Genomic DNA, 15,165 nt, shown 5'->3' on the forward strand with positions numbered 1-15,165 from the left:
GAAGTAAACCAGTTTAACTGGTAAGTGGAAGTGACAAATTACACTGAGCCTGAACAGATTTGTGGTCAGGCTAGCGTCTTTAGGCGCAGTTTGGCAACAGGGGGTTATACCCCAAGTGCAAACCACCCGTTGGACGGGTGGTTATGATTGAGTTTTTTTACAGATATCGATGAATTTCTTGCCGTCCTGATTGAATTTAAATAAATGATAACATTCGGTATACGATAAATATAAATATCCATTTGAACGATTAGCTGTCGGTAATCGTATTACGGTGGAATGCGAAAGAAGGTGATGATTTCATCATGATCCCTGATGAAGAGGGTTTGATACGACAAGCGCAATTAGGAGATGCAGCGGCTATGGCGCTATTATTCAAGCAGCATTATTCCTTTCTTTATAAATATTTGCTTAAGGTGACGATGGACCCGATGGTTGCAGAAGATACTGCACAGGATACCATTGTTCGATGCATGGAGAATATGAACCGTTACAACGGGACGTCATCTTTTTCCTCATGGATGATAACCATTGCTACTCGATTGTTCATCGATAGTACCCGGCGAAGGAAGCGGGAGAAGAAATGGCTGGAGCAGGAGGCGGTTCAGTCGGCAAGGCGGATGCGCTGGCAGATGGAGCGGCGGGGAGAAGATTGGACAGACATGCTGGATGGATTATCGCGCTTATCCGAAGATCACCGGATTGCCATACTGCTGAAGCATTATTACGGTTACAGCTATGATGAAATCGGAACCATGCTTGGCATTCCCGAGGGAACGGTAAAATCACGAACAGCCTACGGTATCAAGCAGCTGCGAAAGGAGATGGGTGATGATGGTCAAAGGGCCTGAGCATGAGGATGATGCTTGGATTGAAGGATTGACTCAAGAGTTAAAAAGGGTAGATGAATTGTTTGAGGACGTGCCGTCGCCCTCTCTGGAAGGAATGCACAAGTTAGCCGTTCATACCTTGGAGCGGCGCCGGCGCCGGATGAAATACGAGTTGATACTCTTTCTTCTGGTTGCATTCTTTATCGTTGGAGGTGGATTGATGGCTGCCCTGGCAGCGCCGGTGATCCTGCTGTTCATTCATGGATTCGGCATGGTTGGGGGGATTTCCGTTCTTGTATTTTCCAAACGTTTGAGATCTGCCGGAAAGAAGGGGATCTGATGAATGAAGTGAATGCAGCTCCGCTGGGCGTGATCATCGCAGCTGTGGTACTCGTGCTTATGCAGGGAACATGGCTTTTCCTGGATGCAAGGAAGCGGGGGCTTGGCAAAATGGCCTGGTTCTGGGGGATATGGGGTTCTACGACCATGCCGATGCCGCTGCTTTTATACTGGATTTTTGTCATTCGTAAAGACGAAGACGATCGCAAGTCTTAAGTTCTTACATTATATATGAAAAATTAGGGGGATTAAGATGGATATGATTTGGGGATTGATCTGGCCGATCCTTGCACTGCAAGTGATTCTCGCGGTGACAGGACTTGTATCTCTGTTCAGGGCAGAGCCTGCGAGTATTCGTGGAGCGAGATGGATGTGGGTGCTCATTATTCTGCTGGGCAACCTGATTGGTAGCGTTGCTTATTTCGTTGCGGGGAGGCGAGAAGTTTGACGGAGAAGCTTTTAAGCATTCATGAATTGACCAAAAGCATAGGAAGCATCACACCGGTCAAGGGCATCTCATTTGAATTGCAGCGTGGAAGCTGCACTGCGCTGCTTGGTCCTAATGGTGCCGGCAAAACAACTACACTGCGGATGCTGGCTGGATTGATACCTCCAACCCGGGGGGAGATCCGATATGGATCAGCCGATACGCAAACGAGCGGCTGGCGTAACCGTATTGGTTACTTGCCTCAGTATCCGAAATTTTATAGCTGGATGTCAGGCATGGAGTACTTGTCTTTCAGCGCCAAGCTGTCGGGATTATCCGGACGAGAGGCTATTAAGCGAAGTCGGGAAGTCATCGAAATGGTAGGCCTGCAGCAGGCGGCTAAACGCCGAATATCCGGTTACTCCGGCGGAATGAAGCAGCGGCTTGGCATCGCTCAGGCACTTGTGCATGAGCCCGAGCTGATTATGCTGGACGAGCCGGTATCGGCGCTTGATCCGATCGGGCGCCGTGAGGTTATGGACCTCTTGGATCGCTTGTGTGGGGAAGTCACCGTTCTGTTCTCTACCCATGTGCTTCACGATGCGGAGGAAATTTGCGATGACATGGTACTGATGGTAGACGGGGAAATTGCGGAGAAAGGCGCCCTTAGTGAACTTCGCACGAAATACCGCCAGCCGGTCCTATCGATTGAGGTTGAACCGGGGGAGCGGGAGGTTGCTTGGCTCGGCAGTCTTGCGAGCCGTCCTTATGTGCATGAGATCGAGCTCGGCAAACGCGGCGCCAAGCTGATGGTGACGGATATGGATGTTGCGCGTGCTGCGTTAATCAAGGAGCTTGCCGATGACGGAATCGAGCTGCTTCGTTTTGAAGCGGGCACGTCTTCGCTCGAGGATATGTTTATGAAGGTGGTGGGCTCATGAAGCCGTTCTGGATTTATTATCAAAAAGAAATGCTCGAGGCAGGTCGGACCTATAAATGGATTTGGGTCCCCGCGGTCTTTCTGCTTCTTGGCATTATGCAGCCGGTATCCACTTATTATTTGCCGGAGATTCTTACCATGGCCGGGGAGTTGCCTCCGGAAGCGGCGGCGTTGTTTACCGTCCCGTCCGCTGAGAACGTGATGGCATCAACCTTGAGCCAATTCAGCGCCATCGGCCTGCTGGTGCTTGTGCTGGCCGGAATGAACACGGTAGCAGGGGAGCGGGCCACCGGCACGGCTGAGCTTGTTCTCGCCCGCTCGGTATCCACGATTCCCATGATGGCTGCCAAATGGGCTGCCATGATGACGTTGATGGTCGTTTCTTTTGCGCTTGGGCTTGGGGGTGCTGCTTATTACACGTATCAGCTCATCGGTCCTTTGGAATGGGGAGCGGTTACCAGCGGCGGAGGCTTATATGCGTTATGGCTGGCCTGGATCGTAACGCTTGTACTGCCGCTCGGCGCCTTCCTTCGCGGGCCAGCTGCGGCCTTCATCAGCTTGGCCGTTGCCGGCGTACTTTCGCTCTTATCCGGGCTGCTGCCCTCCCGCGTTCAATGGAGCCCGGGCCGGTTAAGCAGCATGGCCGCGGAGCGAATTCTTGGTACAGGGAGCAGCGCGTGGTCACCGATACTCGTTGCCATGCTGATTATGGTGGTGTCGATTATCGTTGCCGCCAAGCTGCTCAGAAGGAGTCCATTGTCCCCGCAATCCTAGTTTCCATGGGAGATTCAGGTTTTATCTGAATCACATGGACATCTCTATCTTTTTTTAGTAGACTATGAAGACAAGAAAAACGTCTATCGACGTACGTTATCAGAAGAGAGACCGTATTTAGCGGAAGTTTTTCTTGCGAGATAAGGATGATAAACCTCTGAAGTTTATATTTTCTTATCTCTAAAAAAAGGATAGACAACTCAGGAGGTAGACGATGCTGCGTTTAGGGGAAAAGATTACAATCGTTGCGGACGCCTTTGAGCAGAATCTTCCAATCGGTCAATACGGTTATATCATCGCTTATGACCGAAATCCGGACAATGCGTTCGATTACGTCATTCGGATTCCGAGCCTCAACCGTAATTTTTTTGTTCCGGCAGATGATGTAGAGCTGGAATCAATCGTGTTGAAACAGGAAGCCGAGCGGGTCGAGCGGGAAGCGCTCATCGATTTCGCCCTGTCGACATATAATGAGAAGCTGTTTCATCAAGTGATGAACGGCGAGTTGGAAAGTGTTGAAGAGGAAGAAGAAACCAAGGAAGCAATATCCCAGGCGGATTTCATCAAACAAGTGAATCTTCGTGCTTGGATTTAGAAGAGTCGGCTGAGGCCGACTCTTTTTTGATGGAATGGAAAAGCAACGCCGAAGCAGCAAGCTTCAAGCTGTTTGGATTGAATCTTGCATGCTTCTACAATATAATGAGAAAAGTTGTCGTGACAGACTTTACCCCTTTAACTGGATAGGGGCATGAAGGAGGATGTAAAGCCATGAGCATTACCGATAAGGATGTTCAGCATGTAGCGAAGCTGGCCCGTTTGAATTTGACGCCTGAAGAAGAGCAGATGTTTACCGGCCAACTGAATGCGATTTTACAATATGCCGAGAAGTTAAATGAATTGGATACAGAAGGTGTTGAGCCGACTACACACGTGCTTCATCTCAGCAATGTCATGAGAGAAGACGAAGTACGCGAGAGCTTGCCCATCGAGAAAGTGCTGCTTAATGCACCGGATGAAGAAGACGATCAAATTAAAGTACCTGCTGTTTTGGAATAGCCTGAAGGGAGGATACACACTTGAGTCTGTTTGATTATAAGCTAACGGAGATACATAATAAGCTGCGGAATAAGGAGCTTTCTGTAACCGATCTGGTTGACCAAGCTTTTACTCGTATTTCCGAACGTGAGGATCGGGTGAAGGCATTTATTACTTTGGACGAGGAAGGTGCTCGTTCATCCGCCAAGGCTTTGGATGAGAAGCTGGCTTCAGAGGGGACGCGCGGGCTGTTGTTCGGGCTTCCTGTCGGAATCAAGGATAATATCGTGACAGAAGGACTTCGCACCACATGTGCAAGTCAGTTTTTGTCCAATTTCACACCGGTTTATGATGCGACGGTTGTCGGTAAATTGCGTGCAGCGGATACGGTGACAATCGGCAAGCTGAACATGGATGAATTTGCAATGGGAGGCTCCAATGAGAACTCCAGCTTCTACCCGGTGCGCAACCCATGGGATTTAGATCGGGTGCCCGGTGGATCCAGCGGCGGCTCGGCTGCGGCTGTAGCTGCAGGTGAAGCATACTTTGCGCTGGGTTCAGATACAGGCGGTTCCATCAGGCAGCCTGCCTCTTATTGCGGTGTCGTGGGACTGAAACCAACCTATGGCCTCGTATCCCGGTTCGGCCTTGTTGCCTTTGCATCATCGCTGGATCAGATCGGACCTTTGACGAAAAATGTGGAAGATTCCGCGTATGTCCTGCAAGCTATTGCCGGCTATGACCCAATGGATTCGACATCTGCCAAAGTGGACGTGCCCGACTATCTGAGCGCGTTATCCGGAGATGTTACGGGTCTTCGCATTGCCGTGCCTAAGGAATACCTGGGCGAGGGTGTTGACGCTGAAGTGAAGGAAACCGTCCTGAACGCACTGAAGGTGCTCGAAGCAATGGGCGCTACCTGGGATGAAGTTTCCCTCCCACATACCGACTATGCCGTAGCAACGTATTATTTGCTCGCTTCTTCGGAGGCTTCTTCGAACCTGGCCCGCTTTGACGGCGTACGCTATGGCGTTCGTTCCGACAATGCAGGCAGTCTGATCGACCTGTATCATGAGTCCCGCAGCCAAGGCTTCGGCGATGAGGTGAAACGCCGCATCATGCTGGGTACCTATGCGCTTAGCTCGGGCTATTACGACGCCTATTATTTGAAGGCACAGAAAGCCCGTACACTCATCAAGCAGGACTTCGATAAAGTATTCGAGCAATATGATGTCGTCATCGGACCTACAGCTCCGACTACGGCTTTCAAGCTGGGAGCTCAGGTGGACGATCCGCTCACGATGTATTTGAATGATATCCTGACGATTCCTGTCAGCTTGGCAGGTGTGCCGGCAGTCAGTGTTCCTTGCGGATTCGCGGACGGACTGCCCGTAGGTATGCAAATTATCGGCAAAGCCTTTGATGAGTCGACCGTACTGCGCGTCGCACATGCCTACGAGCAAAATACTGAACACCATAAACGGCGCCCTGAACTGTAAACCGGCGGCAGAGAAGGAGGGAAACAATCGATGTCTACATCAAAATATGAAACGGTTATCGGATTGGAAGTGCACGTAGAGCTGCATACGAATTCCAAAATATTTTGCGGCTGCTCCACTGCGTTTGGAGCCCCGCCGAACACGCATACATGTCCCATCTGTCTTGGCCATCCCGGCGTGCTGCCCGTATTAAACCGCCAGGCTGTGGAATATGCTATGAAGGCTGCGATGGCGCTGAACTGCACTATCGGCGATATCAGCAAATTTGACCGCAAGAACTATTTCTACCCGGATTCTCCGAAAGCATACCAGATTTCCCAGTACGATCAGCCGATCGGTGAAAACGGCTGGATCGATATTGAGGTGGATGGGAAGACGAAGCGAATCGGGATAACCCGGCTTCATCTGGAGGAGGATGCCGGTAAACTCACGCACGTGGATGGCGGATATGCCTCCTTGGTGGATTTTAACCGCGTAGGAACACCGCTCGTTGAGATCGTGTCCGAACCGGAGATCTCATCGCCGGAGGAAGCCAAGGCTTATCTGGAGAAAATACGTGCGATTATGCAATACTGCGACGTCTCCGACGTGAAGATGGAGGAGGGTTCGCTTCGCTGTGACGCCAACATCAGCCTTCGTCCATGGGGACAGGAAGAATTCGGCACCAAGGCCGAGCTGAAGAATATGAACTCCTTCCGCGGTGTACAGCGCGGTTTGGAATATGAGCAGTACCGGCAAACGGAAATTCTTGATGAGGGCGGCGTGATCGTACAGGAAACCCGCCGCTGGGACGAAGCGCAGGCAAAAACCTTCTCCATGCGCGGGAAGGAGCAGGCGCACGACTACCGTTATTTCCCGGACCCGGATCTGGTATCGGTGCATATTAGCGAGGAATGGAAAGAAGCGATTCGTGCGACGATTCCGGAGCTTCCGGATGCCCGTAAGGCCCGTTATGCTTCGGAGTATGGATTGCCGGATTATGATGCGGCGGTTATCACGTCGTCCAAGCTGCTCGCCGACTTCTTCGAGGACAGCTTGAACTATACAAAGGATGCCAAATCCGTATCGAACTGGATCATGGGAGATTTGCTGGGTTATTTGAACTCGAACAATCTGGAGCTGTCTGAAGTGAAGATCACGGGCCAAGGCCTGGGCGAGATGATCGGATTGATCGAGAAGGGAACCATCAGCAGCAAAATCGCCAAAACCGTCTTCAAAGAGATGCTGGAGAGTGGCAAGCTGCCTGCGCAAATCGTTGAGGAGAAGGGCCTCGTCCAAATCAGCGATGAAGGTGCGATCAAGAGTATTGTCGAGCAGGTGGTTGCAAACAATCCGCAATCCGTAGAGGACTACAAGGCAGGTAAACAGAAAGCAATCGGCTTCCTGGTTGGTCAAGTGATGAAAGAGAGCAAGGGAAAAGCCAATCCTGCGCTGGCCAACAAACTGCTGGTTGAGGTGCTGAACGGATAATCAACGACGTTTATCCGTCATGTTCCCGAAATGTATTTAGATAATGGGAGCTTGCCCCGCATTAGGGGCAAGTTCCTTTTTAAGATATCAGAAATAATAACTTGGTTAGGGGATGAATATATGATAAGAGCATTATCTTTGGAAGATAGGGATACCGTCCAGCAGATATGGAGTCTGCAGCACATGGCGTACCCTTTGGAAGCTGAATTAATCGGATTCTCGGAAATCCCTCCACTGCAGGATACTTTCGATACGATCCGTACGAGCGGGGAAACTTTTTTTGGTTATATAAATGAAGAAGGTGACCTTATTGGAGCTATTGCGGTAGAGCCGGAACAGGAGCAGGTTACCATATCACGGATGATGGTCCATCCCGGTCATTTTCGCAAAGGGATCGCGGGGATTTTAATTCGACATGTGTTGGAATCCTACAAGGAGGCGCCCATGTTCGTGGTCTCAACAGGGACGCGCAATACGCCTGCGGTAACGTTGTATGAGAAATTCGGGTTTGTAAAGAATCACGCTTTTGAGGTTGCTCCGGGCGTGGAATTGACCGAGTTCCATCTTCATTTACAATGAATGATATAGCATAAGCGATTGAAGCAGACGTGAGGGGAGTATCGTTCTTTTGAATAATCCTTGGGTGATAGATAATGTATCCATTTTATTAAGATTGCTGCTGGCTATGCTGCTTGGCGGCTTGATCGGTTTTGAACGGGAACGTTCCAACCATGCTGCGGGATTGCGCACGCATATATTGGTATGCTTGGGTTCTACACTTATTATGCTGTTATCCATTTACGGTTTTTCGGATTTTGTAGACGAGATTAACGTTCGGATTGACCCTGCGCGTTTGGCAACAGCCGTCATTACAGGGATCGGTTTCTTGGGTGCCGGTACCATTCTGTTTACGGGTAAATCCATTACCGGATTAACCACTGCCGCGTCCATCTGGGTCGTGGGAGCCGTGGGGTTGGCGGTCGGGGCTGGCTTTTATTTTGCCTCGATTGTATCAACAGTACTAATTCTTCTTAATCTGGTTGTCTTCAATAAGCTGGAACAGCGATACATCCGCGGGAGCAAACTGCATCTGATCACTGTCCACGCAGCGAATACGCCGAATATTTTGGAGGACATATCCGCTGTTCTGGAGGAACAGGAATTCGTGATCAAGAAGCTTATCGTTAACGAACGAAGCAGTGTGGCATACGGGGAGCTGCAGCCTGCGGTATTAGGGCTCGAAATTTCGCTGCACGTCTTGACCGATCGCAAATTCGAACCGATGGAGATCACCCGGCAGTTGCGGGGAGTCGGCCATGTAACGATGGTAACGGCTGAATAGAATATGGAATGAACCATAACAAACGGTACTGCTGAACCATCGGCGGTGCCGTTTTTTTTGCGGGCTTGCCAGCCTTCTGCGGACAGTCTATCCAGTTTTTTGCCAGTTACTTCGGCTCCTCGTTGGGGTACTATCAAAGAAAAACATCGTAAAACAACGCCTGTCCCAGGATGTTTGGAAGGAGGCGAGAAGGTTATGAATCCAACACCCGAACCACAAACCGAAGTCAGCAAGAAGAAACGGCATCAGGTCCAGGTTAAGCGTCACCCGGGGCTGCAGCGAAAAAAGCGGAAATTATATGCACTTCTATTAGCGGCTCTCATTCCGGGCCTGGGTCATTTATACCTCGGTATGTACCGCAAGGGGATAACATTTATTATGTTGCTGCTGCTGGATATATCGGCGCTTTTATATTTCTCTTCCATTGGTATGCAGATCAATGTACCGCTGCTTGTCGTCCTGGGTCTTCTGATTCCGGTAGGGTATTTCTATAACGTGTATGACGTGCTTCAGGCAGCAGAATATATCATTTCCCGGAAAAAACGTGGTGAGGTAGCCGCTGCTTCTGAGGACGGAAGAGGACGGAACCATCCGTTCCGGGGTGAACGGGGAATCGCTTTTGGCATCATGTTGGTTGTTACAGGGACCCTGCTTATTTTGTTTCATCAGAAGCCGCCTTGGCTGCAGACAGGAATACGCGACTATGGTGCGGAAGCCTCTGCCATCATGCTGATCGTTATCGGGATATGGGCAGGCATCCGGGAAGCTCTCCGGCACCGAAGAGACAAGGGCAAGTTCCTATAACGCACACAGTGTACGGTGATAGCTGCCCAACAGATGAGGGAGGAGACGGATGAAACATAAAATTAGAGTGGGACGATATACAGCCGCTTTGCTGCTTGTATGTACAGGCGTCTTATTGCTGCTGGACGAGTGGAGAGGCACGGATTATATATTTACGCTCCAGCGTTGGTGGCCGCTGTTATTTATCCTGCTCGGCGTTGAATATTTAGTTAGGTACACGCTATCGCGTCTCTTAGGCAGAGGCAAAGAATTTCGGTTTCGGCCGGACATGAGGGGGATTTTGCTGGCAGTGGCTGTTACGGCCTCCGTATTCGTCATTTCCCAGCAGGAGCATTTTCTCCATCTCTGGAACCGGGTGAGCCTGAACTTGACGGCAGCGGGAGTGGATTACAGCGAAGCTGAAGATAACCGGTTCCGGAAGCCGACATTGGAGATTCCAGTGGAGCTTGAAACCGAGAAAGTCATCGTTGATCACTTAAACGGGGATATCTCCATCACACGGCAGGATGTAGACGATATCAAGGTGGAGACGGAAGTATGGGTTGATCATGAGCAGCCCGGTTTAGCTGAAGCGATCGCCGAGCAGTCGACGATCGAAGTGGGGGAAGGCAAGACCATCACGATTCGTTCCAAGGGGAAGGCCTATGGAGAATCGGGTAAGCGGCAGCCTCGTATGAACTTGAACATCGCGGTTCCGGATGATCGACGATTCAATTTTGAGATTCGAACGATGAACGGAGCGATTACCTTAAACCGCGTGGAAGCGATTGAGAATATTTTGCTTGAGAGCGGTAATGGGCCTATTACGATGGATCGGATATACGGAAATGTTACGGGCAAGACCTTAAATGGCGAAATTACGGCGCGCGGCGTTACCGGTAATATTAAAATGTCCACTAATCGCGGGAATATGCTGGCCGTCGACATTACGGGCGAAACGGATTTAACCACACAAGTGGGGAATATGACGGTAAAGCGAACGACCGATCTTATCCGGGCTCAGACGAGAAACGGCAATATTCTGATCAGCGGGGCAGAGTCGCAATTAAGCGCTGAATCTCTCAATGGTGGAGTGGCTATCCGTTCATCCCGCATTGGTGGTGATTGGAATATATACAGTGCGGTTGGAGAGATGAATCTTCACATTCCGCTCGAGGGCGATTACAAGCTAGAAGGGACGATTAGCTACGGCAGAATTCTGACGACGCTGCCCAATCTCTTGATCGAACAGAAAACCATCTCCGGTGAATCCGGTACAGGCGAACATTCCATTCGTATTGAGGGAAACAGTAATCTGAACATCTACCGAAGCTATCCGGAGCGGGAGGAAGGCCGGAACAGCGGGGGCTGGACGCCTCTGCCGGATTGACAACAATCCAAGAAACGCCGTACAATGAAGTCTAAGAACGGTATAGGTTTTGTAAAAACCAGTTAAACTTGAAGGCGGTGGGCAACCATGGGAACGTCCGTACAGCATGCGCTGGAACAACTGAAAACGACCGGTGTCCGTATCACGCCGCAACGTCATGCGATTTTAACGTATCTGGTGGAATCTATGGGCCATCCGACAGCGGATGATATTTATCGGGCTCTGGAACCTAATTTTCCTAGTATGAGCGTAGCCACAGTATACAACAATTTAAAAATGTTTATTGAAGCCGGCATGGTGCGTGAGCTGACGTACGGGGATAACTCGAGTCGTTTTGACGCCAACGTATCGGATCATCATCATGTTATATGTCAGAGTTGCGGTAAAATCGAAGATTTCAGCTATCCGTCCCTTGAAGATGTTGGAATACAGGCTGAGAAAAGCACCGGGTTTGAAGTAAAGGGACTACGAATGGAGCTGTATGGGCTCTGCAAGTCCTGCCAATAGACGCCGGTTATTATAAATGAACGTGCGGAATGAACCATTCCACACGTTTTTATTTTTAAGGGCGGCGTTATTCTGTATCAAGGGATTAGTCATGAGCAAGAGTGAAATGGGGGAGTAGGTTGGCAAGAAGAAGATATCGGGGAAAAAAGAGGCGTACGAGAGGAAGCTCTTTCTTTCTGGGGTTGTTGTTGATTGCGGCGGGGGTCTGGTGGGTTGTTACTACATTATTTCCGAACCAGACCTATACCGTGCCGGACTGGCGTGGAATGGACAAGCCGATTTTTGTTCAGGGGGAACTGAAGGAACAGCCTGCACGGGGCTCCGGGGAAGAGCTGCTGCTGCCGATAACGGTGATTCAGGAGAGCGTGGATGCCAACATCCGTTATGAGCAGGAAACGGAATCCGTCATTGTAACGACTTCGGAATCGGTATTCCGCATGAAGATGGACAGCACGAAGGGCGAGCTGAACGGCAAGGCGGTCACCATTCCCTACGCACCTAAGCTGATTGACGGCATTGCCTATGTTCCGATTAAGCCGCTCAAACAGCATTATGGTGTGGCCATTCACGAGGACACGGCGACAGGCGCCATCATTCTGATGCGTGCAGGGGATTCGATTCAGCTTGCCGAGGCAGCACCCGGTAACCCTGAGGACACCGTGGCTCTGCGCGAGAGCGGGGAGAAGAGGTCTCCGATTGTACTGGACATGCCGGCCGGTGAGCGGCTTCGCGTATGGCGTGAAGAAGAGGGATGGTTATTCGTCCAGGCGGATAACGGGTATACAGGATATGTTCTTAAAGAGCAAATTAAACTTGGGGACGTGAAGGAACTTCCGTTGCTTGCGCAGACTCCTTCGCGGGCAGAGCTGGAATGGAAGGATAAGTCAGTCAATCTGGCATGGGAAGCTGTTTATACCAAAAATCCCAGCACGGATCGCATTGGCGAACTGCCCGGTGTTAACGTGGTCAGTCCGACCTGGTTCAACATTGTGGATGGTGAGGGCACGGTCAAATCCAAAGCCGTTAAGCAGTATGTAAGCTGGGCCCATAACAGGAACATGGAGGTTTGGGCTCTGATGGACAACAGCTTCGATCCTGATATGACAACCGAAGCGCTGTCTACTTTTGATAGAAGATCACATATTATCAAGCAGATGCTGTCTTATGCCAAGCAATATAAACTCGACGGAATCAATATCGACTTTGAAAATGTCCATACCAAGGATAAAGATCATGTCGTTCAGTTCGTGAGGGAAATGAAGCCGCTGGCCAAAGCCAGAGGGCTGATCGTTTCAATTGATGTTACGCCAAAATCGAACAGCGAGATGTGGTCGCTCTTTCTCGATCGGAAGCGGCTCGGAGAGACGGTTGATTACATGATGGTGATGGCTTATGATGAGCACTGGGCCGCGAGTCCGAAAGCGGGATCTGTATCTTCACTGCCATGGGCCGAGCAGTCGGTAAGGCGCATCATGGAGGAGGACGCGGTACCGTCGTCCAAGCTGGTGTTGGGCGTACCGTTATATACACGGGTGTGGACGGAAACAAGCGAAGCGGGAGAGACGAAGGTATCCTCCAAAGCGATTGGAATGGAGAAGCTGCAGACCCTGCTTAAGGAACAAAAAGTGAAAGGTACGCTTGATGCCAGTACAGGGCAGAACTATGTTCAGTTCACAGAGGGAGAATCCATCAAGAAAATATGGATGGAGGACGGCACTTCTCTGCAGTCCCGAGTGAATATGGCCAAAAAGCTGAAGCTTGGCGGCATTGCTTCGTGGAATCGAAGCTTTGCCATTCCGGAAACCTGGCATGTTCTGAAGACGATACATGATTAAGGATGAACAGAACTTATCTTCATATCATAATAAAGAACCCGGTTATCGTGAGGATAACCGGGTTCTTTATGTTTAATCGTCTTACGAGTTGCGAATCCTATTGAATATGCAGGTTCTGCAAACCCCTTTAGGATTTGGTCTGCTGGGCTTCAAGCTCTTCTGCTGTGATGTTGGCCTGACCTGGATCCAGTGTCAAAATCGTATGGCAGAACATGCAGCGGTCGGTTTTTCCCAACATCTTGGTCAATTTATTGCATTCCGGGCACTGAATTTGGACGGCACTCGTGGATAACATACCTGCCCAGAAGTAAATGCCGAGACTCCCCAGCATCATAATCAGGCCAAACACCAATCCGATTCCGGCAAATATTTTGCCAGCTTGGCCGAAGAATACGATTCCGGCTGTACCAAGCACCATAAGGCCCATACCCAGCATCGTCAGCAGCAATCCCCAAGTGCGGAAGGCGTTGATTTTTGCGTTCTTAAAGATCATGGCTCGAAAACTCCTGTCATTCAAATAGTTGTTTATGAAATAACGTGAACCGAGAAATGAAATCTTGTATTTTCGTTTGTCGTCTTCATAAGATCTTATCTCCTAAAAGAAGGAACTTACATGGACATGTAGAATTACATTATAACTGAAATGGCTGAAATTCGCCAAGGAATGTATGGAGGGAAACGTGGAATTAACCAACTTTTCTTTTTATTATGGAAATACGGTTGATGAGGAAGCTGTAGGGGCGATAGCATACCGTAATTCGGACAAGAGGCAGCAAGGATTACTTGTTTATGATTTTGAGGTCAATATTGTTGTCGTGTATGACGGAACACCTGATGAGCCTCCCATCCAGCATTCTATTGTAGGCGGGGAACGCTGCCAGGTTGTAAGTATCGGACTGGACGGTTTGCATCGGGAACTCCTGAGCGGCACAAACAAAGTATTGATCAAATGCTTCCTAGAAGGAGATATCATAAAAGACGATCAAGATCGCCTGTCCAATCTGCGCCGTGATTTCCTTAGATTTGCTGAACCGTTCCGGGAGCAAAAATTGTTTATTGGTTTTGCCCACTTTCTACAAAAGTATATGGATGCCAAGATGCACTTGAAGGAAGAGCGGGTTCTGGATGCTTACCATACTCTATTAGAAGGTCTACATCATTGGGGGCAGCTGGAGCTGATCGAGCGGGGGATTCATCCGGAGTCGGCTGTTTGGGAGCAGATTACAGGATTGAATACACCCGTCCGCAAATTATATGAAGAGCTTACGGTCAGTACGGAAACGCTAGGGCAACGAGTGGAGCTGGCCCTGCTGGCCTATGAATTCTCCATGATATCCAAGCTGGAGAGCTCAGCAGCGCTGCTGCTCCGCGTATTAAGAAGCCGGCGGAATCCCTGGACGATACAGGAGCTTATTCTCCACCCTGAGCTGGCACCAGTATGCAAGGAGCTGCCGATCGTGATGCGCAAGCTGGTGTATCAATCACTTGTGAAGGAAGTTCCGCTATGGAGAGGAATTCGATCTTATGGATCTGAAGCCATCCGGTACTACACCGACTAAGGAAGGACGCGAGTCCTTCTTTTTTCTGTGCCGAAGTATTTAATATAACGGTATAAAACAGCATCTAAGGAGACAGTATCTAACGTTAGTGTAGAAAAAAGATGTTCTTAACCGTGCAAAGATGTCACAGGACGTCTGTTAAAAGAAACCTGGAAATAATTTAGCGAATCATGTTGACGAGCCGCCTGTTTCTGTGATAAATTATAACTCGCCCCTTCGAAAGGGACTTTGATAATTCGGTTAAGAAAATGTCGAATTAAAAAGTTTTCAAAAAAAGTTCTTGACGAAACGATGGGCACCATGATATATTATAAAGGTCGCCGCTGAAAACGAGTTTTCGGCGAAAGACAAAGAAGTTGATCTTTGAAAACTGAACAACGAGTGAGTAAAACGAACCACTTAGGTGGAACGTTGAAATAGAGAATTGAACAAATT

The 15,165-nt window shown here is 49.6% G+C and carries 18 protein-coding genes; 17 read left to right on the top strand and 1 reads right to left on the bottom strand.

Translation table 11 applies throughout. The annotated features are described in order from the left end of the window. Positions 1-305 precede the first annotated feature (305 nt). From sigY to J7E85_RS32430, 16 genes are all read left to right on the top strand, one after another. On the top strand, positions 306-851 hold the full coding sequence (gene sigY, locus J7E85_RS32355) for an RNA polymerase sigma factor SigY (protein ID WP_213647773.1): 546 nt from the start codon (positions 306-308) through the stop codon (positions 849-851). Further along, entirely contained in the window at positions 832-1,170 is a 339-nt protein-coding gene (locus J7E85_RS32360; protein ID WP_251036209.1) for a YxlC family protein, read from the top strand. Before sigY ends, J7E85_RS32360 begins: the two co-directional genes overlap by 20 nt. Next, positions 1,170-1,385, top strand: a complete 216-nt coding sequence (locus J7E85_RS32365; RefSeq protein ID WP_215164075.1) for a hypothetical protein — start codon at positions 1,170-1,172, stop codon at positions 1,383-1,385. The genes J7E85_RS32360 and J7E85_RS32365 overlap by 1 nt, the downstream gene beginning before the upstream one ends. Positions 1,386-1,422: 37 nt before the next feature. Next, positions 1,423-1,617: a PLDc N-terminal domain-containing protein gene (locus J7E85_RS32370; protein ID WP_098748924.1), complete on the top strand. Its 195-nt coding sequence runs from the start codon at positions 1,423-1,425 to the stop codon at positions 1,615-1,617. Beyond that, positions 1,614-2,537: an ABC transporter ATP-binding protein gene (locus tag J7E85_RS32375; RefSeq protein ID WP_215164076.1), complete on the top strand. Its 924-nt coding sequence runs from the start codon at positions 1,614-1,616 to the stop codon at positions 2,535-2,537. The genes J7E85_RS32370 and J7E85_RS32375 overlap by 4 nt, the downstream gene beginning before the upstream one ends. Next, positions 2,534-3,310: an ABC transporter permease subunit gene (locus J7E85_RS32380; RefSeq protein WP_215164077.1), complete on the top strand. Its 777-nt coding sequence runs from the start codon at positions 2,534-2,536 to the stop codon at positions 3,308-3,310. The genes J7E85_RS32375 and J7E85_RS32380 overlap by 4 nt, the downstream gene beginning before the upstream one ends. Before the next feature lie 214 nt (positions 3,311-3,524). Next, positions 3,525-3,905 (top strand): ATPase, encoded by a 381-nt coding sequence (locus tag J7E85_RS32385; protein ID WP_071219588.1) that lies wholly within the window; start codon positions 3,525-3,527, stop codon positions 3,903-3,905. 173 nt (positions 3,906-4,078) lie between these two features. After that, positions 4,079-4,366 carry an Asp-tRNA(Asn)/Glu-tRNA(Gln) amidotransferase subunit GatC gene (gene gatC / locus J7E85_RS32390; protein ID WP_071219587.1) on the top strand — a complete coding sequence of 96 codons (288 nt, stop codon included), beginning with the start codon at positions 4,079-4,081 and terminating at the stop codon, positions 4,364-4,366. A gap of 20 nt (positions 4,367-4,386) precedes the next feature. After that, positions 4,387-5,844, top strand: coding sequence for an Asp-tRNA(Asn)/Glu-tRNA(Gln) amidotransferase subunit GatA (gene gatA, locus J7E85_RS32395; RefSeq protein WP_215164078.1), 1,458 nt, complete (start codon positions 4,387-4,389; stop codon positions 5,842-5,844). Between the two features lie 30 nt (positions 5,845-5,874). Continuing rightward, positions 5,875-7,314, top strand: a complete 1,440-nt coding sequence (gatB, locus tag J7E85_RS32400; protein WP_098748921.1) for an Asp-tRNA(Asn)/Glu-tRNA(Gln) amidotransferase subunit GatB — start codon at positions 5,875-5,877, stop codon at positions 7,312-7,314. Between the two features lie 120 nt (positions 7,315-7,434). Continuing rightward, positions 7,435-7,893, top strand: a complete 459-nt coding sequence (locus J7E85_RS32405; RefSeq protein ID WP_215164079.1) for a GNAT family N-acetyltransferase — start codon at positions 7,435-7,437, stop codon at positions 7,891-7,893. A gap of 49 nt (positions 7,894-7,942) precedes the next feature. Then, complete coding sequence (locus tag J7E85_RS32410) at positions 7,943-8,656, top strand: MgtC/SapB family protein (RefSeq protein ID WP_076325452.1); 714 nt, start codon at positions 7,943-7,945, stop codon at positions 8,654-8,656. A 195-nt stretch (positions 8,657-8,851) separates the two neighbouring features. Beyond that, positions 8,852-9,460, top strand: coding sequence for a hypothetical protein (locus tag J7E85_RS32415; RefSeq protein ID WP_098748919.1), 609 nt, complete (start codon positions 8,852-8,854; stop codon positions 9,458-9,460). Positions 9,461-9,509: 49 nt separating this feature from the next. Next, positions 9,510-10,829, top strand: a complete 1,320-nt coding sequence (locus tag J7E85_RS32420; RefSeq protein WP_215164080.1) for a DUF4097 family beta strand repeat-containing protein — start codon at positions 9,510-9,512, stop codon at positions 10,827-10,829. Between the two features lie 87 nt (positions 10,830-10,916). Further along, positions 10,917-11,336 carry a peroxide-responsive transcriptional repressor PerR gene (perR, locus tag J7E85_RS32425; RefSeq protein WP_071219580.1) on the top strand — a complete coding sequence of 140 codons (420 nt, stop codon included), beginning with the start codon at positions 10,917-10,919 and terminating at the stop codon, positions 11,334-11,336. A gap of 119 nt (positions 11,337-11,455) precedes the next feature. Next, entirely contained in the window at positions 11,456-13,171 is a 1,716-nt protein-coding gene (locus J7E85_RS32430) for a glycosyl hydrolase family 18 protein (RefSeq protein WP_215164081.1), read from the top strand. A gap of 127 nt (positions 13,172-13,298) precedes the next feature. On the opposite strand, the gene J7E85_RS32435 is transcribed toward J7E85_RS32430, so the two are convergent. Beyond that, a complete protein-coding gene (locus J7E85_RS32435; RefSeq protein ID WP_076325456.1) occupies positions 13,299-13,664 on the bottom strand; it encodes a YgzB family protein in 366 nt (121 codons plus the stop codon). 175 nt (positions 13,665-13,839) lie between these two features. Between J7E85_RS32435 and J7E85_RS32440 the strand changes: the two genes are divergently transcribed. Further along, positions 13,840-14,730 carry a nucleotidyltransferase-like protein gene (locus J7E85_RS32440; protein ID WP_251036210.1) on the top strand — a complete coding sequence of 297 codons (891 nt, stop codon included), beginning with the start codon at positions 13,840-13,842 and terminating at the stop codon, positions 14,728-14,730. Positions 14,731-15,165 lie beyond the last annotated feature (435 nt).

The organism is Paenibacillus sp. ISL-20, assembly GCF_018613005.1.
Taxonomy (GTDB): Bacteria; Bacillota; Bacilli; order Paenibacillales; family Paenibacillaceae; genus Paenibacillus_AQ.

Coding starts and splice junctions, on each gene's coding strand:
- sigY (WP_213647773.1), top strand. CDS start 306: ATGATCCCTGATGAAGAGGGTTTGATACGACAAGCGCAATTAGGAGAT.
- J7E85_RS32440 (WP_251036210.1), top strand. CDS start 13,840: ATGGAGGGAAACGTGGAATTAACCAACTTTTCTTTTTATTATGGAAAT.
- J7E85_RS32405 (WP_215164079.1), top strand. CDS start 7,435: ATGATAAGAGCATTATCTTTGGAAGATAGGGATACCGTCCAGCAGATA.
- J7E85_RS32365 (WP_215164075.1), top strand. CDS start 1,170: ATGAATGAAGTGAATGCAGCTCCGCTGGGCGTGATCATCGCAGCTGTG.
- J7E85_RS32415 (WP_098748919.1), top strand. CDS start 8,852: ATGAATCCAACACCCGAACCACAAACCGAAGTCAGCAAGAAGAAACGG.
- gatB (WP_098748921.1), top strand. CDS start 5,875: ATGTCTACATCAAAATATGAAACGGTTATCGGATTGGAAGTGCACGTA.
- J7E85_RS32385 (WP_071219588.1), top strand. CDS start 3,525: ATGCTGCGTTTAGGGGAAAAGATTACAATCGTTGCGGACGCCTTTGAG.
- J7E85_RS32420 (WP_215164080.1), top strand. CDS start 9,510: ATGAAACATAAAATTAGAGTGGGACGATATACAGCCGCTTTGCTGCTT.
- J7E85_RS32435 (WP_076325456.1), bottom strand. CDS start 13,664: ATGATCTTTAAGAACGCAAAAATCAACGCCTTCCGCACTTGGGGATTG.
- J7E85_RS32380 (WP_215164077.1), top strand. CDS start 2,534: ATGAAGCCGTTCTGGATTTATTATCAAAAAGAAATGCTCGAGGCAGGT.
- J7E85_RS32360 (WP_251036209.1), top strand. CDS start 832: ATGATGGTCAAAGGGCCTGAGCATGAGGATGATGCTTGGATTGAAGGA.
- gatC (WP_071219587.1), top strand. CDS start 4,079: ATGAGCATTACCGATAAGGATGTTCAGCATGTAGCGAAGCTGGCCCGT.
- J7E85_RS32370 (WP_098748924.1), top strand. CDS start 1,423: ATGGATATGATTTGGGGATTGATCTGGCCGATCCTTGCACTGCAAGTG.
- perR (WP_071219580.1), top strand. CDS start 10,917: ATGGGAACGTCCGTACAGCATGCGCTGGAACAACTGAAAACGACCGGT.